The organism is Enterobacter sp. Tr-810 (assembly GCF_011752765.1).
GTDB lineage: Bacteria > Pseudomonadota > Gammaproteobacteria > Enterobacterales > Enterobacteriaceae > Enterobacter > Enterobacter soli.
In genome coordinates, this window is record NZ_VWWW01000011.1 from 1 (window position 1) to 20,533 (window position 20,533).

The following is a 20,533-nucleotide window of genomic DNA, read 5'->3' on the forward strand; positions in this document are numbered from 1 at the left end:
TAGTAAGCCGGTGCATAAATCCGGTGGTTACAGAAGTCTTCGGTGGAGCGGTAGTTCAGTCGGTTAGAATACCTGCCTGTCACGCAGGGGGTCGCGGGTTCGAGTCCCGTCCGTTCCGCCACTTATTAAGACATTAAGCCTGCTATATCTTAGCAGGCTTAATGGTAAGAAAATTTAGGGGCGTAGCTCAGTTGGTAGAGCACCGGTCTCCAAAACCGGGTGTCGCGAGTTCGAGTCTCTCCGCCCCTGCCATATATAATCCTTTGCTTAGGCAAAGGATTTTTTTTTGCCTTTATAATAGTAAAATCCCGCCTCTGAAAATGCTACCTGCGTCCATGCAGGTGATTAGCATCATTCCATTATGTTGATTTTCAACAGATCTTTTATCTGAGATTGTTTGTCGCTGTTCTGCAACCAGATGGCATAGAGCGGTCTTGAGAGCGTTGTGGAATCCGCCACAGTATGCAATTCCGGCTTATTGTCCGCCCAACGCGTGGGTAACCAGGTGCAACCTTTGAGCAAAGAAAGCTGCTGACAGGCGATCTCAGCCGAGCTTGTGGTGAGCTGAGGCACGTCATCACTTGCGATCAATCCAGCCTCATGTTGTTGAAAATCCGGCCCCCATTCCAGGCGTAAATAGTTAAGATCAGCTTTCATCATCGAGGGTTCAGAGGCATACAGCGAAAGGCTAAATTGCCCAATAATCTGGCTGCTAAATTCGTCCATTTTGGGGGCTTCTGTCGTGATCAGGAGATCCAGCTGGCGTTCGTGTAATTGCTTAACCAGCGACTGACGTTGCGCAATTCTTGCTTCAAACTGTAGGTGGTTATGGGAACGATATAGCCGGGTAAGCCATTGACTGAGCATACATTCCCATAGCGATGCGCTGGCCCCAATAGAGAATTCGTTATGCCGTGAGGTATGCGCAACCTCCTTGCGCGCCGCTTGCCAGGTATTCATCAGCGTTTCTGCATAGGGCAATAGTTTTTCACCGGCAGGCGTCAAACGGATGTTGTTGCGATGGCGAGTAAAAAGATTCACACCCAGCTGATTCTCCAGCTGACGAATACGAAAACTGACCGCAGACTGCGTCAGGTAAAGGGCTTCCGCTGCTCGCCCGAAGTGACGCGTTCTGCTCACTTCGAGGAAAGTTTTTAGCAATTCCGTATCCACATCTTTCTCCGCAAAATTATTTGTCGTTATGATTTAAATGTTTTGTTTTACACTCTGTCAAGCGTAACTAATACTCCGCGCCATAAATAGCTCGGCCAAAGAATTAGGAGCGTGTAGGATGGCGGAAAGCTTTACGACGACGAATCGTTTTTTCGACAATAAAAATTATCCGCGCGGGTTCTCTCGCCATGGTGACTTCACCATTAAAGAGGCACAACTGCTTGAGCGTCACGGTTATGCCTTCAACGAGTTGGATCTGGGGAAACGTGAACCAGAAACGGAAGACGAAAAACAGTTTGTTGCAGTTTGCCGTGGCGAGCGTGAGCCGGTATCAGAACCAGAACGCGTATGGGTTAAGTATATGGCGCGTATCAAGCGTCCTAAGCGTTTCCACACCCTGTCTGGCGGTAAGCCGCAGATGGAAGGTGCTGAAGATTACACCGAGTCTGACGACTAGTGTGACAAGAAAAGGGGCTATGGCCCCTTTTTTTACGCCAGCATTTTTTGCAGATGCAGTAGCAAACGGTCGATTGCACGATAGCTCAATGCTTCTTGCAGATGCTGCCTCTGGATTTCAATACACCCTTCAACATCAGCGATAGTCCTGGCGACTTTCAATAAACGCTGCCAGGCACGAATGGAAAGCCCAAACCGTACCAGGGTATCCTCCAGCCAAAGTGCATCCTCCGGGGCCAGATGGCAGAATCGCCGAATTTCCGCATTATCAAGATAAGCATTGAGTTTGCACTGACGGGCATATTGATTCGCCTGGGCAGTGATAACTCTTTCGCGCACTTCCGCTGAAGTTATTCCCTGTCCGTTGTTCTGGCTGAGTAGCCCGGGGGGCGGAAGAGGGATCTCCAGCGATAAATCGAACCGGTCGAGGAAAGGACCTGATAGCTTTCCAAGATAGCGAAGCGTCTGCTCGGGCGTACACCGGTTATGGTTCCCCTGGTAGTGTCCTGTTGGACTGGGGTTCATCGCAGCAACCAGCTGGAACCGTGCAGGGTAACTGATTTTTGCTCGTGTCCGGGAGATGTGTATTTGTCCCGACTCAATCGGCTCACGCAGGGCGTCCAGAACACGTCGTTCAAATTCAGGCAGTTCATCAAGAAACAGGATGCCATTGTGCGCCAGCGATATTTCGCCAGGCCCGGGGATTGAGCCCCCACCCACCATTGCTGCCAAAGAAGCACTGTGGTGCGGGGAGCGAAAGGGGCGCTGCCGCCACTGCTTTTGCAGTGATGTTGAGCTAACGAGGCTAAATATGGCGGCGCTTTCAAGCGCCTCGCGATTGTTTAATGGCGGCAGTAAGCCATTCAGGCGGCTTGCCAGCATTGTTTTGCCTGTTCCTGGTGGGCCAATCAATAAGAGGTTATGCCCACCTGCGGCGGTAATCTCCAGGGCCCGCTTACCCTGTTCCTGACCAATAATATCGCGGAGATCGTCCCGGTTATCCGGCAGGATATCTTCGGCCTCCCGTGGTTCGGCAAGCTCATGTCGCCCCTCCAGGTACGCACAAACCTCCTGTAGATGGCCGGCTATCAGGCACCCTTTTTCTGCAATCAGGCTCACTTCAGGAGAATTTTCATTGGCCACAATGATTTGTCGGCCTGCGCTTATCGCTTCCAGGGCACCTGAGATCGCTCCAGGAACGCCTCTTAATGAGCCTGTAAGAGCAAGTTCGCCGATGAACTCATACGAGCCTAGCCTGGTGGTATTCAGCTGCTCAGAAGCGGCGAGAAGCGCAATAGCGATAGGTAAATCATATCGTCCTCCCTCTTTGGGTAAGTCAGCGGGTGCCAGGTTGATGGTAATTTTTCTGGCAGGGAAGGTATAACCGCTATTGATGATGGCGCTACGCACCCGATCCCTGGCCTCTTTTACGGTGGTTTCTGGTAGCCCAACGAGAGTGAGCCCTGGCAGGCCATTACTCAGATGTACTTCAACAGAAATCAGTGGTGCCTTCACACCAATAGCGGCTCGTGTATAAACAACCGACAGTGACATAGAAACCCTCCTTGTCGGGCAACTATGCCAGTTCGTGTTTTTGTTGTTGAACGCATATTCGCGACTTTACGAGTCGTATTCACCACTTTTAGCGACTAAGTGCAATTGTTGCATCAGGATGGAATCGGTACCGCAAAGAGGGATAACTCCCCGTTTTGAGCGCTGGCGGGAACGTAAAAAAATGAAAAAAATTCATTTTCTATTTTCCTCATATAAAACAAAGATTTTTAGAAAAATCATTCGCGTGCTAAACAAATGCGTCATAAATAAATCTTGTGTTTGATTCAAAATCTGTGATACCTCTTTAGGTATTCCTTCGAACAAGATGCAAAAAGAACTGAAAATGACAGCCCTTCTACGAGTGATTAGCCTGGTCGTGATTAGCGTGGTGGTGATTATTATCCCACCGTGCGGGGCTGCACTTGGACGAGGAAAGGCATAGAAATCAAGCCTTAACGAACTAAGACCCCCGCACCGAAAGGTCCGGGGGTTTTTTTATGACTAAAAAACTTAAACGAGGAGCAGAGAATGACGACTAGCACAAAATTCTGTTTCTCCCGATTTATGACGGGGAACTAACTATGAATGGTGCACAGTGGGTAGTACATGCGTTGCGCGCACAGGGAGTCGAAACAGTCTTCGGTTATCCGGGGGGCGCAATTATGCCGATTTACGATGCACTGTATGACGGCGGCGTGGAACACCTGTTGTGCCGACACGAGCAGGGTGCTGCAATGGCGGCCATTGGCTATGCGCGCTCTACGGGTAAAACTGGCGTCTGCATGGCAACATCTGGCCCGGGCGCAACCAACCTGATCACCGGCCTGGCTGATGCACTGCTTGATTCTGTTCCTGTTGTTGCCATCACCGGCCAGGTGGCTTCTCCGTTCATCGGTACCGATGCTTTCCAGGAAGTTGACGTACTGGGCCTGTCACTGGCCTGCACCAAGCACAGTTTCCTCGTTCAGTCTCTGGAAGAGCTGCCGCGCGTAATGGCGGAAGCGTTTTATGTTGCCAGCTCTGGCCGCCCTGGCCCGGTTCTGGTTGATATCCCGAAAGATATCCAGGTTGCTCTGGGTGAGCTGGAGCCGCATTTCTCCACCGTTGAAAGCGACGATGTTTTCCCGCATTCCGAAGTGGACGCGGCGCGTCAGATGATAGCGGAAGCGCAAAAGCCGATGCTGTATGTCGGTGGTGGTGTGGGCATGGCGCAGGCCGTACCTGCCTTGCGGGACTTTATCGCCGCCACCCAAATGCCAGCCACCTGTACGCTGAAAGGCCTTGGGGCGGTAGAGGCAGATTACCCATTCTATCTGGGCATGTTGGGGATGCACGGCACCAAAGCCGCCAACCTGGCGGTTCAGGAATGCGACTTGCTGATTGCCGTAGGCGCCCGTTTTGATGACCGCGTAACCGGCAAGCTGAATACCTTCGCGCCGAATGCGAGGGTGATCCACATGGATATCGACCCTGCGGAAATGAATAAGTTGCGTCAGGTGCACGTGGCCCTTCAGGGCGATCTCAACGCGTTGTTGCCTGCTTTGCAGCAACCACTGAGCATCAATGAATGGCGTCAACACGCGGCAGAAATGCGTGCTGAACATGCCTGGCGTTACGACCATCCGGGTGAAGCCATCTACGCGCCGTTGTTGCTGAAGCAGTTGTCCGACCGTAAACCGGCAGACAGCGTGGTGACAACCGATGTGGGCCAGCATCAGATGTGGTCCGCGCAGCACATGACCTACACTCGCCCGGAAAACTTCATCACTTCCAGCGGGCTCGGCACGATGGGCTTTGGCCTGCCAGCTGCGGTAGGCGCACAGGTTGCCCGCCCGAACGATACCGTTATCTGTATCTCCGGTGACGGCTCTTTCATGATGAACGTTCAGGAACTGGGCACCGTTAAGCGTAAGCAGTTACCGCTGAAAATCGTATTGCTCGATAACCAGCGCTTAGGCATGGTTCGCCAGTGGCAACAGCTGTTCTTCCAGGAACGCTACAGCGAAACCACCCTGACCGATAACCCCGATTTCCTCATGCTGGCCAGCGCGTTTGGTATCCCCGGCCAGCACATCACCCGTAAAGACCAGGTTGAAGCGGCACTCGACACTATGCTGTCAAGCGAAGGGCCTTACCTGCTTCATGTCTCAATCGACGAGCTTGAGAATGTCTGGCCGTTGGTACCGCCAGGTGCCAGTAATTCACAAATGCTGGAGAAATTATCATGATGCAACATCAGGTCGCCGTGCAGGCTCGCTTCAACCCAGAAACTTTAGAACGTGTTTTGCGTGTGGTCCGTCATCGTGGTTTTCAAATTTGCTCTATGAATATGGAGACGGCCACAGACGCACAGAACATCAGTATCGAATTAACCGTTGCCAGCGCGCGGTCGGTCGACTTACTGTTTAGTCAGTTAACAAAACTGGTAGACGTTGCCCATGTTGCCATCTGCCAGAGCACAACCACATCACAACAAATCCGCGCTTAAGCGCGACAGGAAGAAAAAATGACGACGAAAAAAGCTGATTACATTTGGTTCAATGGTGAGATGGTTCGTTGGGAGGACGCGAAAGTCCACGTGATGTCCCACGCGCTGCACTACGGTACTTCCGTGTTCGAAGGCATCCGTTGCTACGATTCTCACAAAGGGCCAGTGGTGTTCCGCCATCGCGAACACATGCAGCGTCTGCATGATTCAGCCAAAATCTATCGTTTCCCTGTTTCTCAGACCGTTGATGAGCTGATGGAAGCGTGTCGTGAAGTGCTGCGTAAAAACAACCTGTCCAGCGCGTATATTCGTCCGCTGGTGTTTGTTGGCGATGTGGGCATGGGTGTTAACCCGCCAGCCGGCTACACCACCGATGTGATCATTGCTGCGTTCCCGTGGGGCGCCTACCTGGGTGCTGAAGCACTGGATCAGGGGATCGACGCAATGGTTTCTTCCTGGAACCGCGTGGCACCAAACACCATCCCGACTGCTGCAAAAGCGGGCGGTAACTACCTTTCCTCTCTGCTGGTTGGCAGCGAAGCACGTCGTCATGGTTATCAGGAAGGTATCGCGCTGGATGTGAATGGCTATATCTCTGAAGGCGCAGGCGAAAACTTGTTTGAAGTGAAAGACGGTATCCTGTTCACCCCGCCGTTCACCTCTTCCGCGCTGCCAGGTATCACCCGTGATGCCATTATCAAACTGGCGAAAGATCTGGGTATCGAAGTGCGCGAGCAGGTCCTGTCTCGTGAATCCCTGTATCTGGCCGACGAAGTATTCATGTCCGGTACCGCCGCTGAGATCACGCCAGTTCGTAGCGTAGATGGTATTCAGGTGGGTGAAGGCCGTTGTGGCCCAGTCACTAAACGTATTCAGCAGGCATTCTTTGGCCTCTTCACCGGTGAAACGGAAGATAAATACGGCTGGTTGGATCAAGTTAACAACTAAGTATAAATATGGGACGGCACGCACCGTCCCATTTAATAGTCAGACGGGAGTAAATAAAGCATGCCTAAGTATCGTTCCGCCACCACCACCCACGGCCGTAACATGGCGGGGGCCCGCGCGCTGTGGCGCGCCACCGGGATGACCGACGCCGATTTCGGCAAGCCAATTATCGCCGTGGTTAACTCCTTTACGCAGTTCGTACCGGGCCACGTGCACCTGCGCGATTTGGGTAAACTGGTTGCCGAGCAAATCGAAGCCTCTGGCGGTGTGGCGAAAGAGTTCAACACCATTGCTGTTGATGATGGTATCGCAATGGGCCACGGGGGGATGCTTTATTCACTGCCGTCGCGCGAGCTGATCGCCGACTCGGTCGAGTACATGGTGAACGCCCACTGTGCTGATGCGATGGTCTGTATCTCCAACTGCGACAAAATCACCCCGGGGATGCTGATGGCTTCCCTGCGTCTGAACATTCCGGTGATCTTCGTTTCCGGCGGCCCAATGGAAGCGGGTAAAACCAAGCTTTCCGACAAAATCATCAAGCTCGACCTCGTTGATGCGATGATTCAGGGTGCGGATCCGAAAGTCTCTGATGAGCAAAGCGATCAGGTTGAACGCTCCGCGTGCCCGACCTGTGGCTCCTGTTCCGGCATGTTCACCGCAAACTCCATGAACTGCCTGACCGAAGCGCTGGGTCTGTCCCAGCCGGGTAACGGTTCACTGCTGGCGACCCACGCCGATCGTAAACAGCTGTTCCTCAACGCGGGCAAGCGCATTGTCGAGCTGACCAAACGCTACTACGAGCAGGACGATGCCAGCGCGCTGCCGCGCAATATTGCCAGTAAAGCCGCGTTCGAAAACGCCATGACCCTGGATATCGCCATGGGCGGTTCCACTAACACCGTTCTGCACCTGCTGGCTGCCGCGCAGGAAGCAGAAATCGACTTCACCATGAGCGATATCGATAAGCTGTCCCGCAAAGTGCCGCAGCTGTGTAAAGTCGCGCCAAGTACCCAGAAGTACCACATGGAAGACGTGCACCGCGCAGGTGGTGTGCTCGGTATTCTGGGCGAGCTGGATCGTGCGGGTCTGATGAATCGCGAAGTGAAAAACGTGCTGGGTCTGACGCTGCCAGAATCGCTGGACAGATATGACGTGATGCTGACTAAAGACGAAGCGGTGAAAAACATGTTCCGCGCGGGCCCGGCCGGTATTCGTACCACCCAGGCATTCTCGCAGGATTGCCGCTGGGACACTCTGGATGACGATCGTGCTGAAGGCTGCATCCGATCGCTTGAACACGCGTACAGCAAAGACGGCGGTCTGGCTGTCCTTTACGGCAATTTCGCTGAAAACGGCTGTATCGTCAAAACCGCGGGTGTGGACGACAGCATCCTGAAATTCACCGGTCCGGCCAAAGTGTACGAAAGCCAGGACGAGGCGGTAGACGCTATCCTCGGCGGCAAAGTCGTGGAAGGTGATGTGGTTGTGATCCGCTATGAAGGTCCGAAAGGCGGACCGGGGATGCAGGAGATGCTCTACCCAACCACCTTCCTGAAATCCATGGGCCTCGGTAAAGCCTGTGCGCTGATCACCGACGGTCGTTTCTCTGGCGGTACATCCGGTTTGTCTATCGGCCACGTTTCCCCTGAAGCGGCGAGCGGCGGCAATATCGCCATCATCGAAGATGGTGACCTGATCGAAATCGACATCCCAAATCGCGGTATTCAGCTGAAACTGAGCGACCAGGAAATCGCGGCGCGTCGTGAAGCACAAGAAGCGCGCGGTGACAAAGCCTGGACGCCGAAAGATCGTCAGCGTGAGGTTTCCTTCGCTCTGCGTGCTTACGCAAGCCTTGCCACCAGTGCAGATAAAGGCGCGGTGCGCGATAAATCGAAACTTGGGGGCTAATGATGGCCGAATCACAACCCTTATCCGCCGCCCCTGAGGGGGCGGAATATCTTCGGGCGGTGCTACGCGCACCGGTCTATGAAGCAGTGCAGGTCACTCCACTGCAAAAAATGGAAAAGCTCTCCTCGCGCCTCGACAACGTGATTCTGGTGAAGCGTGAAGACCGCCAGCCAGTACACAGCTTTAAGCTGCGCGGTGCTTACGCGATGATGGCCGGGTTGAGCGACGAGCAAAAAGCACGTGGCGTGATCACTGCCTCTGCGGGCAACCACGCTCAGGGTGTGGCGTTCTCCTCTGCCCGCCTGGGGCTGAAAGCGCTGATTGTGATGCCGGTTGCCACGGCAGATATCAAAGTGGATGCGGTGCGTGGTTTTGGCGGCGAAGTGCTGCTTCACGGCGCAAACTTTGACGAAGCAAAAGCCAAAGCCATCGAGCTGGCGCAACAGCAGGGTTTTACCTGGGTGCCGCCATTCGATCACCCGATGGTGATTGCCGGACAAGGTACGCTGGCACTGGAACTGCTACAACAGGATGCTCACCTTGACCGCGTATTCGTGCCGGTTGGCGGTGGCGGCCTGGCGGCAGGCGTGGCAGTGCTGATCAAACAGCTGATGCCGCAAATCAAAGTCATTGCCGTGGAAGCGGAAGACTCAGCCTGCCTGAAAGCGGCGCTGGATGCCGGACATCCGGTGGATCTGCCGCGAGTCGGATTGTTTGCCGAAGGCGTGGCCGTTAAACGCATCGGCGATGAAACTTTCCGCCTGTGTCAGGAGTATCTCGATGATATCGTCACCGTTGATAGCGATGCTATCTGTGCGGCGATGAAAGACTTGTTCGAGGATGTTCGCGCGGTGGCGGAACCTTCTGGCGCGCTGGCGCTGGCAGGGATGAAAAAATACATCGCACAGCACAACATTCGCGGCGAGCGTCTGGCGCATGTGCTCTCTGGCGCCAACGTTAACTTCCACGGTCTGCGCTATGTGTCCGAGCGTTGCGAGCTGGGTGAACAGCGCGAAGCCCTGCTGGCGGTGACCATCCCGGAAGAAAAAGGCAGCTTCCTGAAGTTCTGCCAGCTGCTTGGCGGCCGTTCAGTGACGGAATTTAACTATCGCTTTGCTGACGCCAAAGATGCCTGCATTTTTGTTGGTGTGCGCCTGAGTCGCGGCCTGGAAGAACGCAAAGAGATCCTCAACATGCTGCACGAAGGTGGCTACAGCGTGGTGGATCTTTCCGACGATGAAATGGCGAAGCTGCACGTTCGCTACATGGTGGGCGGGCGTCCGTCGAAGCCGCTCCAGGAACGTCTGTACAGTTTCGAGTTCCCGGAATCACCAGGGGCGTTGCTCAAGTTCCTGCATACGCTGGGTACGCACTGGAACATTTCCCTGTTCCACTACCGTAGCCACGGTACGGACTACGGTCGCGTGCTGGCGGCATTCGAACTGGGCGAGCACGAACCTGATTTCGAAACACGGCTGAACGAACTGGGTTACGACTGTCACGACGAAACCCATAACCCGGCGTTCAGGTTCTTCCTGGCTGGCTAGAGGTTGGGCTGTACGTAGGCTGGGTACCGGCTTCAGTGGTTCGGCAATATGTTCCAGAACGCATCAATAAGCGGCTCATGCAGCCGCTTTTTTTGTGCGCACACGCCAAGCTCAAATGGCGTTTTTTCATCGCTGCGCTCTAAAATCATCACGCGATTACGAACCGGCTCCGGGCTGTTTTCCAGCACCACTTCCGGCAGCAGCGCCACGCCGCAACCCAGCGCTACCATCGACACCATCGCCTCATGGCCACCGACCGTGGCGTAAATCGACGGGTTACTGATTTTCTGACGGCGGAACCACAGCTCAATGCGGCGGCGCACCGGGCCCTGATCGGCCATGATAAACGGCACCGTTGACCAGTCTGGCTTTTCCACCGACACCTGGTTACGCACCGGGCAGGGCAGTGCCGGGGCGATCAGCACTACCGCCAGATTTTCCAGCATTGAGAACGCAACGGCGCCAGGCAACATCTCCGGTTTCCCGGCAATGGCGAGATCGGCTTCTCCCGTCACCACTTTTTCCATGGCATCGGCTGCATCACCGGTCGTGAGCTTGATTTCGACCGACGGGTGCTCCGCGCGGAATCTGTCGAGGATTGGCGGCAGGTGGCTATAGGCCGCCGTCACAGAACAAAAAATATGGAGTTCGCCGGAGAGCGACGGCCCTTGCTGGTCGATGGTGTGGCGTAGCTGTTGATACTGCAACAGCGTTTGCTGGGCAAAGACGCGTAGCTCTTCCCCTGCTTCTGTGAGCGTCACGGTGCGGTTGTCACGCACAAAGAGCGGCTGGCCGAGGTCTTCCTCAAGGCGCTGGATCTGGCGCGAAAGCGTGGAGGGGCTGACGTGCATGGCGCGTGCGCTGCGCCCGAAGTGACGGCTTTCCGCCAGATGCAGGAACATTTTCAGATCGCGTAAATCCACTGATTCCACTCCCTCTTTTTACATTGCAGAAATTGCAACGTGACGTTGTGAATATATCAATTTCCGCAATAAATTTCCTGTCATATAGTAAGTTCATTCTCGCATATGCGAACCGAACAATAAGACAGTACAACATCACGAGGTATCACCATGGCTAACTACTTCAACACACTGAATCTGCGCCAGCAGCTGGCACAGCTGGGCAAATGCCGCTTTATGGCGCGCGATGAATTTGCTGATGGCGCAAGCTACCTTCAGGGTAAGAAAGTGGTCATCGTCGGCTGTGGCGCACAGGGTCTGAACCAGGGCCTGAACATGCGCGACTCCGGTCTGGATATCTCTTACGCACTGCGTAAAGAAGCGATTGCTGAGAAGCGCGCTTCCTGGCGCAAAGCGACCGAAAACGGCTTCAAAGTAGGCACCTACGAAGAGCTGATCCCACAGGCGGATCTGGTCGTTAACCTGACTCCAGACAAACAGCACTCTGACGTTGTGCGTTCCGTGCAGCCGCTGATGAAAGACGGCGCAGCGCTGGGTTACTCCCACGGCTTCAACATCGTTGAAGTGGGCGAGCAGATCCGTAAAGACATCACCGTTGTGATGGTTGCACCGAAGTGCCCAGGTACTGAAGTTCGCGAAGAGTACAAACGTGGCTTCGGCGTGCCAACCCTGATTGCTGTTCACCCGGAAAACGATCCAAAAGGTGAAGGTATGGCGATTGCGAAAGCATGGGCAGCCGCAACCGGTGGCCATCGTGCGGGCGTTCTGGAATCTTCCTTCGTTGCAGAAGTGAAATCTGACCTGATGGGTGAGCAGACTATTCTGTGCGGCATGTTGCAGGCCGGCTCTCTGCTGTGCTTCGACAAGCTGGTGGAAGAAGGCACCGATCCGGCTTATGCGGAAAAACTGATTCAGTTCGGCTGGGAAACCATCACCGAAGCGCTGAAACAGGGTGGCATCACGCTGATGATGGACCGTCTGTCCAACCCGGCTAAACTGCGTGCATTCGCGCTGTCCGAGCAGCTGAAAACCATCATGGCTCCACTGTTCCAGAAACACATGGACGACATCATCTCCGGCGAGTTTTCTTCCGGCATGATGGCTGACTGGGCGAATGACGATAAAAACCTGCTGACCTGGCGTGAAGAGACCGGCAAAACCGCGTTCGAAACGGCTGCACAGTTTGATGGCAAAATCAGCGAGCAGGAGTACTTCGATAAAGGCGTACTGATGATCGCCATGGTGAAAGCAGGCGTTGAGCTGGCGTTCGAAACCATGGTGGATTCCGGCATCATCGAAGAGTCGGCTTACTACGAATCACTGCACGAGCTGCCGCTGATCGCGAACACCATCGCCCGTAAGCGTCTGTACGAAATGAACGTGGTTATCTCTGATACCGCTGAGTATGGCAACTACCTGTTCTCTTACGCATGTGTACCGCTGCTGAAAGAGTTCATGACCACTCTGCAAACGGGTGACCTGGGCAAAGCGATTGCTGAAGGTGCCGTAGACAATGCGCAGCTGCGTGACGTGAACGAAGCGGTTCGCGGCCACACTATCGAGCAAGTTGGTAAGAAACTGCGCGGCTACATGACCGATATGAAGCGTATCGCAGTCGCAGGCTAATAAAACCTCGTTATCATCCGGCCCGGTCAGCGCCTCGCTACCGGGTCGTTTTTTTATCTGCGCTTTAACGCGACGACCGCATCTGATACCTCATCCTGCTGTCCTTCGGGCCCCGTCATCGTTCGTGGGACTTCCTCGCAAAACTGTACTTCCCAGCCCGGTGGCAAACGACCCAGAGAGGCCAGCACTTCATGCGCGGGCAGGAACGGGCGGGTGTGTTTTGACCAGCCTGGAACTTTGCCGTGCGAGGTGATAAGCAGAATGCCACCAGGTGCAACGTGATCGAGCGCGGCGCGAAAGATAGTGGCCCGATCGAACGCCAGCGGTGACTCGAGGAATGAGGCGACAATCAGGGAAAATTCATCCTGCGGGAATGCCTGAGTGAGATCGCATTGCTGGAAGGTGATATCGACACCAGCACGTTTGGCATTCGCGGCCGCATATTCAATCGCCCGATGCGAGAGATCGACCGCCGTCACCTGCCAACCCTGCTTTGCTAGCCAGACCGCATCATCACCACGTCCACAGCCCAGTTCCAGCGCTTTACCCGGCGCTAAACCTTCGGTAAAGCGCACCAGTATTTTGCCCGGAATGCCGTTGGAGAGTGGAGACATCGCATCATAATGCGATTCCCAGAAGGCTTCCGGCTTTTGCTCAACGTCGTGCATAACCACCTCGTTTGTAGACGATGAATTTCATGTAATATTCAAAGTAACATAAGATGATTTTTGATCAATGGTTTTGCTAAAAAATATAAATATCTATATTTATCATTGTGATAATTTGCATTTTACATAAATTTTAGGGTTCAGGATTGCTCATTACTGTCTTAATGTAATATCGTAAGTTACATGAAAACAAACAACTCATTCTCAGCAACGCTGCACATCCTGCTTCACCTGGAGCAGATGGACAAACCTCTGACGTCCGAACAGATGGCCGCCTTTATCGACGGTAATCCGGCATTCATCCGCAAGCTGCTTGCCGGGCTCAGGGAAAACAACATTGTCTGTGCCACCAAGGGGCACCACGGCGGCTGGCGGCTGTGCCGACCGGTTGGCGAGATCACGCTTTACGATATCTACATGGCACTCGGCGAACCGGCGCTGTTTGCGTTGGGCAACCGTAGCGAAAACCCGCAGTGCCTGGTGGAACAGGGGGTAAATCGGGTGATGTCAGAGACGCTCGCCGATGCGCAGACGCTGATCATCGATCGCTTTAAGCGCCTGACGCTACAGGATATTGGCAGCGAATTTATTAGCTACTTCAACGACAAAGGCCACGACCATGATTGAAAATTTAACAACCTGCCTGATGATTGCGATGGCGGCGAGCAGTATTTCGATGACGGTGACGCAGACGGAACTGTTTGCCGCGTTTCGCGAATGGACGACCAAAAAGAACGCGCTGATGGGGCACTTGTTTCACTGCTTTTACTGCTTAAGCCACTGGGTGGTATTTGGCGGGATGGCGGTATATCGCCCGGCGCTGTTGAACAGCGGCTTTGCGCTGATTGACTGGGTGATGACGGCGTTTATCGTGATTACTATCACCACGCTGATTAACGGGCTGATGTTTAAGGTGTTCCAGGCAGCAGTGAGCACTCACGTGATGAAGCATAACGCCCAGCAGACGCTGCAATCGCAGAAATAAAAAAACCGGCGTTGCTGGTTAATTACAGAGTACGCTGGTGCCCTCACCCCGGACCGTACACACCACGGGGAGAGAGGGTGCAAACACTAAACGCCTTCTCCATGAGAAGGCGTTGCTGTTTATTTCCGGTACAGCACCTTAATGATGTGATAACCGAACTGAGTGTGCAGCGGGCCGGTTGGCTCCAGCACCGGGCAGGAGAAGACAACTTTATCGAACGCCGGAACCATCTGGCCCTGGCGGAATTCACCTAAGTCACCGCCGCGTTTGCCCGATGGACAGATGGAGTGCTTCTTCGCCAGCTTGCCGAAATCGGCGCCGTTTTTAATCTGTTCCAGAAGATCCAGTGCCAGTTTCTCTTCTTTCACCAGGATATGCACTGCTGCTGCTGTTTTTGCCATGATTGAGCCTTTCTATAAGCGAGTCTGTATGGCTGGCGATTTTAGCATGGCTTATCGCCGATACAGCACCTTGATGATGTGATAGCCAAATTTGGTTTTGACCGGCCCGAAAGGCTTAAGTAGCGGACAGCTAAAAACGGCGGCGTCGAATGGCCCCACCATCATCCCCTGCTTAAACTCGCCAAGATCGCCACCGTTGCGCCCGGAAGGGCAGCGGGAATAGCGTTTTGCCAGATGATCGAAGCTGATTCCTCGCTCCAGTTTGCTGAGGATCTCCAGCGCCAGTTTTTCTTCTTTTACCAGGATGTGCAGGGCTGCCGCGCTCTTTGCCATAAGGTCACTCTTATCGTTGGTTTGCTACCCAACACTTTACCATTCGGCGGGTAAATCTCAGCCTGACTTTCTGCTACAATCCACACCCCCGTGTTTACAGATTGAGCAATGCCCCCATGCGTTTAAACCCTGGACAACAACAAGCGGTCGAATTCGTAACTGGACCATGCCTGGTGCTGGCAGGGGCCGGTTCCGGTAAAACCCGCGTGATCACCAACAAAATCGCCCATTTGATTCGTGGATGCGGGTATCAGGCACGCCACATTGCGGCGGTGACATTTACCAACAAAGCAGCACGTGAGATGAAAGAACGTGTTGGCCAGACGCTGGGGCGCAAAGAGGCGCGCGGGCTGATGATCTCTACCTTCCATACCCTGGGGCTGGATATCATCAAACGTGAATACGCTGCGCTGGGCATGAAGTCTAACTTCTCGCTTTTCGATGACACCGACCAGGTGGCGCTGCTTAAAGAGCTGACCGAAGGGCTGATCGAAGATGACAAAGTGCTGCTGCAACAGCTGATCTCGACGATCTCCAACTGGAAAAACGATCTGATGACGCCTGCTCAGGCGGCAGCGAGTGCAAAAGGCGAACGGGACAGGATCTTCGCCCACTGCTATAGCCTGTACGATGCGCACATGAAAGCGTGCAACGTGCTGGATTTCGACGATCTTATTTTGCTGCCAACGCTGCTGCTTCAGCGTAATGAAGAGGTGCGTGAGCGCTGGCAGAACAAGATCCGTTACCTGCTGGTGGATGAATATCAGGACACCAACACCAGCCAGTACGAACTGGTGAAGTTGCTGGTGGGGCAGCGCGCGCGTTTTACCGTTGTGGGGGATGACGATCAGTCTATTTACTCCTGGCGCGGTGCGCGTCCACAAAACCTGGTGCTGTTAAGCAAAGATTTCCCGGCACTCCAGGTTATCAAGCTCGAGCAAAACTACCGCTCGTCCGGGCGCATCCTGAAAGCAGCGAATATCCTGATCGCCAATAACCCGCACGTGTTTGAAAAGCGCCTGTTTTCTGAACTGGGTTACGGGACGGAGCTGAAAGTCCTCAGCGCGAATAATGAGGAACACGAAGCGGAACGTGTCACCGGCGAGCTGATTGCGCATCACTTCGTCAATAAAACCGAGTACAAGGACTACGCGATCCTGTATCGCGGTAACCACCAGTCCCGCGTCTTTGAAAAGATGCTGATGCAAAACCGCATTCCGTACAAAATTTCAGGGGGTACGTCGTTCTTCTCTCGTCCTGAAATCAAAGACTTGCTGGCGTATCTGCGTGTGCTCACCAACCCGGATGATGACAGCGCTTTCCTGCGTATCGTGAATACCCCGAAACGTGAGATTGGCCCGGCCACACTGCAAAAACTGGGCGAATGGGCGATGACCCGTAACAAAAGCCTGTTTACCGCCAGCTTCGATATGGGGCTGAGTCAGACGCTGACCGGGCGCGGGTATGATTCCTTAACCCGTTTCACCCACTGGCTTGGCGAAGTGCAGCGCCTGGCTGAACGCGAGCCTGTGGCGGCCGTGCGTGACCTGATCCACGGCATCGATTACGAATCCTGGCTGTACGAAACTTCTGCCAGCCCAAAAGCGGCAGAAATGCGCATGAAAAACGTCAACCAGCTGTTCAGCTGGATGACCGAAATGCTGGAAGGCTCAGAAATTGACGAGCCAATGACCCTGACGCAGGTCGTCACGCGCTTTACGCTGCGCGATATGATGGAGCGCGGCGAAAGCGAAGAAGAGGCGGACCAGGTGCAACTGATGACGCTGCACGCTTCTAAGGGGCTGGAGTTCCCGTATGTCTATCTGGTCGGCATGGAAGAGGGGTTGCTGCCGCATCAGAGCAGTATCGATGAAGATAATGTCGATGAAGAACGTCGGCTGGCCTACGTGGGCATTACCCGAGCGCAGAAAGAGCTGATCTTTACGCTGTGCAAAGAGCGCCGGCAGTATGGCGAACTGGTGCGCCCGGAGCCGAGCCGGTTCTTGCTGGAATTACCGCAGGACGACCTCATCTGGGAACAGGAACGTAAAGTGATTACCCCGGAAGAGCGGATGCACAAGGGACAGGCTAACGTGGCGAATATTCGCGCCATGCTGGCGAAAGCCAAAGAGAAAGGGTAATTATTTGTAGGCCGGGTAAGGCGAAGCCGCCACCCGGCAATGTTCAGGGTATTACTTCACTTCAAGCGCCCAGTGCACGTAACTCTGCCACTGACATTCCTGTTCGATCATCTCCGCACCAAGCGGGTGATCGTCCAGCCAGTTTTCCGGCAACGTCAGCGTCAGCTTTTCATTTTCCGCAACCAGCGTGATGGTCGGTAACAGATCGTCACGGCGGCGGCAGGCAAACAGAATGGCCAGGCGCAACAACCGACAGAGATGCTCGGCAACGCGTGGCGGTACGGCGTTTTGCTGGTGCAGGGAAGAGAGATCGACCGCGCTGGTCTGGTTCAGCAACAGGGTGGCCAACAGCTTTTTCTGCGCAGGCGTATAACCCGGCAAATCAAGATTACGTACCAGGTAGGCTGCATGGGCCGGCGCTTGTTTGAAATCGATGCTCAAACCCACTTCGTGTAGCGCACACGCGCTCAGCAGCAGATCGCGACTGAGTGGCTCAAGACTCCAGTCCCCACCGACCTGATCGGCAAAGAGCGATGCCAGTTGCGCAACCCGCTGAGCCTGATCGGTATCAACCATAAAGCGGCGCTGGACGTTACGCAGCGTGCGGCTGCGAATGTCCTGATCGACCGACAGATGCAGCATCCCGTAAACCAAACCTTCACGCAGCGCACCACCGGCAAGGGTCATGCACTGGATGTTCAGTTCGGTGAAAATGGCGATCAGAATGGCAAGCCCGCTAGGGAAAACCAGCGCACGTTCCAGAGTCAGGCCTTCAATTTCCAGTTCTTCCAGACGACCGCACTGAATGGCGCGCTGTTTAAGCTGCTGGAGTTTGGCAAGCGTGATCCGCTCATCCATCCCCTGCGCCATCATGATTTCCTGCAACGCCTGCACGGTTCCCGATGCGCCAACGCAAACCTTCCAGCCGTGATAGCGCAATTCATCCATCACCGGGCGCAACACTTCGCGCGCGGCATTTTCGGCCTCGTCGAAGTTCTCTTTGCCAAGATTACGGTCGGTAAAATAGCGTTCAAGCCAGGTCACACAGCCCATCGACAGGCTGAACAATGACGTGGCTTGCGCCCCGGTGCCGGTAACGAGTTCGGTACTGGCTCCACCGATATCCACCACCAGGCGGCGATCGTCTCCACCGGTTGTGTGCGCAACGCCCTGATAAATCAAACGCGCTTCTTCTTCACCGCTGATAACCTGCACCGGGCAGCCCAGAATTTCCTGCGCTTTGGCAATGAAATCAACGGCATTAACCGCCAGGCGCAGAGTGGCCGTCGCAACAACGCGGATTTGATTATGCGGGATATCTTGCAGACGTTCGGCAAAAAGACGCAAACATTGCCAGCCACGTTCCATGGCTTCAGGGGAGAGGTGATTGTCGCTGCTCAGGCCCGCCGCCAGGCGGACCTTGCGCTTAATACGCGTCAGCGTTTGTATACTTCCCGCCACCTCGCGCACAACCAGCATATGAAAACTATTGGAACCGAGATCAATTGCCGCATAAAGCGAGGTGGAACTGAGCATATTTTCTTAACCTGAACGACGACGATTACGCGGTGGGCCGGAACGACGCGGACCATTGCCGGAACGGGCGCGGGTAAGGCGCTTCGGTGGCGGCAGTTCGCTTAACAGTGCTTCCGGATTGTATTTGCTCTGCGGAATAGAGTGACCGATGTAAGTCTCAATGGCTGGAAGATTCAGCGCATACTCTTCACACGCAAGGCTGATGGAATGACCACTTGCACCCGCACGACCGGTACGGCCGATACGGTGTACGTAATCTTCACAGTCATCCGGCAGGTCGTAGTTGAAGACGTGCGTGACGGCTGGAATATGCAGGCCGCGCGCGGCGACATCGGTTGCAACCAGGATATCCAGGTCGCCACGAGTGAATTCTTCGAGAATACGCAGGCGTTTTTTCTGCGCCACATCACCTGTCAGCAGGCCAACGCGGTGTCCATCAGCGGCCAGATGACCCCAGATGTCTTCGCAGCGGTGCTTGGTGTTCGCAAAGATAATGGCGCGATCTGGCCACTCTTCTTCGATAAGCGTTTGCAGCAGACGCATTTTCTCTTCATTGGATGGATAGAAGAGCTCTTCTTTAATGCGGTGACCGGTTTTCTGCTCGGGTTCCACTTCTACGTATTCGGCGTTGTTCATCTGTTCGAACGCCAGTTCGCGAACGCGATAAGAGAGGGTTGCAGAGAACAGCATGTTCAGACGCTGGTTCGCCGGAGGCATACGGCGGAATAGCCAACGGATATCTTTAATGAAGCCCAGATCGTACATACGGTCGGCTTCATCCAGCACCACAACCTGAATCGCGCCAAGGTTGATGTGGTTCTGTTTCGCGTAGTCGATAAGACGGCCAGTGGTCCCAATCAGGATATCCACGCCGCTTTCCAGCACTTTCAGCTGTTTATCGTAACCGTCGCCGCCATAGGCCAGGCCGAGCTTCAGGCCTGTTGCCTGAGCCAGCGGTTCAGCGTCTGCATGGATCTGTACCGCCAGTTCTCGCGTCGGGGCCATAATTAGCGCGCGCGGCTGGTTAACTTTGCGGTCAGCAATCGCTGGATGAGAAAGTAAATAATGAAACGTTGACGTTAAAAACGCCATCGTTTTGCCAGTACCGGTTTGCGCCTGCCCTGCAACATCGCGGCCTGCCAGCGTCAGCGGCAGTGCGAGGGCCTGAATGGGCGTGCAGTTATGAAACCCTTTATTTTCAAGGGCTTCGATCACCTTTGGGTGCAGGGCGAAGTCGGAAAACTTCTGTTCTGTTAAATGTGTTTTGCTCATAGTGTGGTAGAATATCAGCTTACTATTGCTTTACGAAAGCGTATCCGGTGAAATAAAGTCAACCTTTAGTTGGTTAATGCTACATCAACACGTCGTTGATTGATGCGAAACCAACGCACCAGGCTTATTCCTGTGGAGTTATATATGAGCGATAAAATTATTCACCTGACTGACGACAGTTTTGACACGGACGTACTTAAAGCTGACGGGCTGATCCTCGTCGATTTCTGGGCTGAATGGTGTGGTCCTTGCAAAATGATCGCCCCGATTCTGGATGAGATCGCTGACGAATATCAGGGCAAACTGACCGTTGCCAAGCTGAACATCGACCAGAACCCGGGCACCGCGCCAAAATACGGTATCCGTGGCATCCCGACCCTGCTGCTGTTTAAAGGCGGTGAAGTGGCGGCGACCAAAGTGGGCGCACTGTCCAAAGGTCAACTGAAAGAGTTCCTGGACGCTAACCTGGCGTAAGGTTTCTCGGCTGAGCGTCCAGAGCGCCTAAATGATGTGGATCTCTGGACGCCCGGCTTTAGTCGTGCTAAGTTAGCTATGACTTCGTTTTAAACAT

At 54.2% G+C, this 20,533-nt stretch carries 21 protein-coding genes and 2 tRNA genes; 15 read left to right on the plus strand and 8 right to left on the minus strand.

What is annotated here, in order from left to right; translation table 11 throughout:
- Window positions 1-44 precede the first annotated feature (44 nt).
- Both F3J30_RS21650 and F3J30_RS21655 read left to right on the plus strand, forming a co-directional pair.
- Window positions 45-121 (plus strand) — tRNA-Asp (locus F3J30_RS21650).
- A 55-nt stretch (window positions 122-176) separates the two neighbouring features.
- A tRNA-Trp gene (locus tag F3J30_RS21655) sits at window positions 177-252 on the plus strand.
- Window positions 253-351: 99 nt separating this feature from the next.
- Here the strand turns inward: F3J30_RS21655 and hdfR are convergent.
- On the minus strand, window positions 352-1,173 hold the full coding sequence (gene hdfR, locus F3J30_RS21660; protein WP_014072314.1) for an HTH-type transcriptional regulator HdfR: 822 nt from the start codon (window positions 1,171-1,173) through the stop codon (window positions 352-354).
- A gap of 118 nt (window positions 1,174-1,291) precedes the next feature.
- Between hdfR and F3J30_RS21665 the strand changes: the two genes are divergently transcribed.
- Entirely contained in the window at window positions 1,292-1,630 is a 339-nt protein-coding gene (locus F3J30_RS21665; protein ID WP_014072313.1) for a DUF413 domain-containing protein, read from the plus strand.
- Window positions 1,631-1,662: 32 nt separating this feature from the next.
- On the opposite strand, the gene F3J30_RS21670 is transcribed toward F3J30_RS21665, so the two are convergent.
- Window positions 1,663-3,183, minus strand: a complete 1,521-nt coding sequence (locus F3J30_RS21670; protein ID WP_014072312.1) for a YifB family Mg chelatase-like AAA ATPase — start codon at window positions 3,181-3,183, stop codon at window positions 1,663-1,665.
- A 343-nt stretch (window positions 3,184-3,526) separates the two neighbouring features.
- On the opposite strand from F3J30_RS21670, the gene ilvL reads away from it, so the two are divergent.
- The 7 genes from ilvL to ilvA all read left to right on the plus strand — a co-directional run bounded on the left by ilvL (window position 3,527) and on the right by ilvA (window position 10,077).
- Window positions 3,527-3,625, plus strand: a complete 99-nt coding sequence (gene ilvL, locus F3J30_RS21675; protein WP_001311244.1) for an ilv operon leader peptide — start codon at window positions 3,527-3,529, stop codon at window positions 3,623-3,625.
- A gap of 86 nt (window positions 3,626-3,711) precedes the next feature.
- Window positions 3,712-3,762: a peptide IlvX gene (gene ilvX / locus F3J30_RS22530; protein WP_166792073.1), complete on the plus strand. Its 51-nt coding sequence runs from the start codon at window positions 3,712-3,714 to the stop codon at window positions 3,760-3,762.
- A 2-nt stretch (window positions 3,763-3,764) separates the two neighbouring features.
- Window positions 3,765-5,411 carry an acetolactate synthase 2 catalytic subunit gene (gene ilvG, locus F3J30_RS21680; protein WP_166718540.1) on the plus strand — a complete coding sequence of 549 codons (1,647 nt, stop codon included), beginning with the start codon at window positions 3,765-3,767 and terminating at the stop codon, window positions 5,409-5,411.
- Window positions 5,408-5,671, plus strand: coding sequence for an acetolactate synthase 2 small subunit (gene ilvM / locus F3J30_RS21685; RefSeq protein ID WP_014072310.1), 264 nt, complete (start codon window positions 5,408-5,410; stop codon window positions 5,669-5,671). The genes ilvG and ilvM overlap by 4 nt, the downstream gene beginning before the upstream one ends.
- 18 nt (window positions 5,672-5,689) lie before the next feature.
- The gene (gene ilvE, locus F3J30_RS21690; RefSeq protein ID WP_166718541.1) at window positions 5,690-6,619 is read left to right on the plus strand and encodes a branched-chain-amino-acid transaminase; all 930 of its coding nucleotides are present in this window, start codon (window positions 5,690-5,692) and stop codon (window positions 6,617-6,619) included.
- A gap of 60 nt (window positions 6,620-6,679) precedes the next feature.
- Window positions 6,680-8,530 carry a dihydroxy-acid dehydratase gene (gene ilvD / locus F3J30_RS21695; protein ID WP_166718542.1) on the plus strand — a complete coding sequence of 617 codons (1,851 nt, stop codon included), beginning with the start codon at window positions 6,680-6,682 and terminating at the stop codon, window positions 8,528-8,530.
- Between the two features lie 2 nt (window positions 8,531-8,532).
- Window positions 8,533-10,077, plus strand: a complete 1,545-nt coding sequence (gene ilvA / locus F3J30_RS21700; RefSeq protein WP_088201855.1) for a threonine ammonia-lyase, biosynthetic — start codon at window positions 8,533-8,535, stop codon at window positions 10,075-10,077.
- 32 nt (window positions 10,078-10,109) lie between these two features.
- Here the strand turns inward: ilvA and ilvY are convergent, their stop codons facing one another.
- Window positions 10,110-11,000, minus strand: a complete 891-nt coding sequence (gene ilvY, locus F3J30_RS21705; protein WP_166718543.1) for an HTH-type transcriptional activator IlvY — start codon at window positions 10,998-11,000, stop codon at window positions 10,110-10,112.
- Window positions 11,001-11,150: 150 nt separating this feature from the next.
- On the opposite strand from ilvY, the gene ilvC reads away from it, so the two are divergent.
- A complete protein-coding gene (ilvC, locus tag F3J30_RS21710; protein WP_166718544.1) occupies window positions 11,151-12,626 on the plus strand; it encodes a ketol-acid reductoisomerase in 1,476 nt (491 codons plus the stop codon).
- Between the two features lie 53 nt (window positions 12,627-12,679).
- Here the strand turns inward: ilvC and F3J30_RS21715 are convergent, their stop codons facing one another.
- On the minus strand, window positions 12,680-13,294 hold the full coding sequence (locus F3J30_RS21715) for a class I SAM-dependent methyltransferase (RefSeq protein ID WP_166718545.1): 615 nt from the start codon (window positions 13,292-13,294) through the stop codon (window positions 12,680-12,682).
- A gap of 183 nt (window positions 13,295-13,477) precedes the next feature.
- Between F3J30_RS21715 and F3J30_RS21720 the strand changes: the two genes are divergently transcribed.
- On the plus strand, window positions 13,478-13,921 hold the full coding sequence (locus F3J30_RS21720) for an Rrf2 family transcriptional regulator (RefSeq protein WP_166718546.1): 444 nt from the start codon (window positions 13,478-13,480) through the stop codon (window positions 13,919-13,921).
- Window positions 13,914-14,279: a hypothetical protein gene (locus F3J30_RS21725; protein ID WP_035896547.1), complete on the plus strand. Its 366-nt coding sequence runs from the start codon at window positions 13,914-13,916 to the stop codon at window positions 14,277-14,279. The genes F3J30_RS21720 and F3J30_RS21725 overlap by 8 nt, the downstream gene beginning before the upstream one ends.
- A 119-nt stretch (window positions 14,280-14,398) precedes the next feature.
- Here the strand turns inward: F3J30_RS21725 and ppiC (F3J30_RS21730) are convergent, their stop codons facing one another.
- Window positions 14,399-14,680: a peptidylprolyl isomerase PpiC gene (gene ppiC, locus F3J30_RS21730; RefSeq protein ID WP_023309650.1), complete on the minus strand. Its 282-nt coding sequence runs from the start codon at window positions 14,678-14,680 to the stop codon at window positions 14,399-14,401.
- 51 nt (window positions 14,681-14,731) lie between these two features.
- On the minus strand, window positions 14,732-15,013 hold the full coding sequence (gene ppiC, locus F3J30_RS21735; RefSeq protein ID WP_035896545.1) for a peptidylprolyl isomerase PpiC: 282 nt from the start codon (window positions 15,011-15,013) through the stop codon (window positions 14,732-14,734).
- Between the two features lie 116 nt (window positions 15,014-15,129).
- On the opposite strand from ppiC (F3J30_RS21735), the gene rep reads away from it, so the two are divergent.
- Entirely contained in the window at window positions 15,130-17,154 is a 2,025-nt protein-coding gene (gene rep, locus F3J30_RS21740; RefSeq protein ID WP_014072300.1) for a DNA helicase Rep, read from the plus strand.
- Between the two features lie 51 nt (window positions 17,155-17,205).
- Here the strand turns inward: rep and gppA are convergent, their stop codons facing one another.
- Together gppA and rhlB are read right to left on the minus strand one after the other, a co-directional pair.
- Window positions 17,206-18,690, minus strand: a complete 1,485-nt coding sequence (gppA, locus tag F3J30_RS21745) for a guanosine-5'-triphosphate,3'-diphosphate diphosphatase (RefSeq protein ID WP_166718547.1) — start codon at window positions 18,688-18,690, stop codon at window positions 17,206-17,208.
- 6 nt (window positions 18,691-18,696) lie between these two features.
- Window positions 18,697-19,962, minus strand: coding sequence for an ATP-dependent RNA helicase RhlB (gene rhlB, locus F3J30_RS21750; RefSeq protein WP_166718548.1), 1,266 nt, complete (start codon window positions 19,960-19,962; stop codon window positions 18,697-18,699).
- Window positions 19,963-20,106: 144 nt separating this feature from the next.
- On the opposite strand from rhlB, the gene trxA reads away from it, so the two are divergent.
- A complete protein-coding gene (gene trxA / locus F3J30_RS21755) occupies window positions 20,107-20,436 on the plus strand; it encodes a thioredoxin TrxA (RefSeq protein ID WP_014072297.1) in 330 nt (109 codons plus the stop codon).
- Window positions 20,437-20,533 lie beyond the last annotated feature (97 nt).

What these genes read in the sequence shown, in the direction of transcription:
- F3J30_RS21665 (WP_014072313.1), top strand. Translation starts at nt 1,292, where the DNA reads ATGGCGGAAAGCTTTACGACGACGAATCGTTTTTTCGACAATAAAAAT.
- F3J30_RS21670 (WP_014072312.1), bottom strand. Translation starts at nt 3,183, where the DNA reads ATGTCACTGTCGGTTGTTTATACACGAGCCGCTATTGGTGTGAAGGCA.
- ilvL (WP_001311244.1), top strand. Translation starts at nt 3,527, where the DNA reads ATGACAGCCCTTCTACGAGTGATTAGCCTGGTCGTGATTAGCGTGGTG.
- ilvG (WP_166718540.1), top strand. Translation starts at nt 3,765, where the DNA reads ATGAATGGTGCACAGTGGGTAGTACATGCGTTGCGCGCACAGGGAGTC.
- ilvM (WP_014072310.1), top strand. Translation starts at nt 5,408, where the DNA reads ATGATGCAACATCAGGTCGCCGTGCAGGCTCGCTTCAACCCAGAAACT.
- ilvE (WP_166718541.1), top strand. Translation starts at nt 5,690, where the DNA reads ATGACGACGAAAAAAGCTGATTACATTTGGTTCAATGGTGAGATGGTT.
- ilvD (WP_166718542.1), top strand. Translation starts at nt 6,680, where the DNA reads ATGCCTAAGTATCGTTCCGCCACCACCACCCACGGCCGTAACATGGCG.
- ilvA (WP_088201855.1), top strand. Translation starts at nt 8,533, where the DNA reads ATGGCCGAATCACAACCCTTATCCGCCGCCCCTGAGGGGGCGGAATAT.
- ilvC (WP_166718544.1), top strand. Translation starts at nt 11,151, where the DNA reads ATGGCTAACTACTTCAACACACTGAATCTGCGCCAGCAGCTGGCACAG.
- F3J30_RS21715 (WP_166718545.1), bottom strand. Translation starts at nt 13,294, where the DNA reads ATGCACGACGTTGAGCAAAAGCCGGAAGCCTTCTGGGAATCGCATTAT.
- F3J30_RS21720 (WP_166718546.1), top strand. Translation starts at nt 13,478, where the DNA reads ATGAAAACAAACAACTCATTCTCAGCAACGCTGCACATCCTGCTTCAC.
- F3J30_RS21725 (WP_035896547.1), top strand. Translation starts at nt 13,914, where the DNA reads ATGATTGAAAATTTAACAACCTGCCTGATGATTGCGATGGCGGCGAGC.
- ppiC (WP_023309650.1), bottom strand. Translation starts at nt 14,680, where the DNA reads ATGGCAAAAACAGCAGCAGCAGTGCATATCCTGGTGAAAGAAGAGAAA.
- ppiC (WP_035896545.1), bottom strand. Translation starts at nt 15,013, where the DNA reads ATGGCAAAGAGCGCGGCAGCCCTGCACATCCTGGTAAAAGAAGAAAAA.
- rep (WP_014072300.1), top strand. Translation starts at nt 15,130, where the DNA reads ATGCGTTTAAACCCTGGACAACAACAAGCGGTCGAATTCGTAACTGGA.
- gppA (WP_166718547.1), bottom strand. Translation starts at nt 18,690, where the DNA reads ATGCTCAGTTCCACCTCGCTTTATGCGGCAATTGATCTCGGTTCCAAT.
- rhlB (WP_166718548.1), bottom strand. Translation starts at nt 19,962, where the DNA reads ATGAGCAAAACACATTTAACAGAACAGAAGTTTTCCGACTTCGCCCTG.
- trxA (WP_014072297.1), top strand. Translation starts at nt 20,107, where the DNA reads ATGAGCGATAAAATTATTCACCTGACTGACGACAGTTTTGACACGGAC.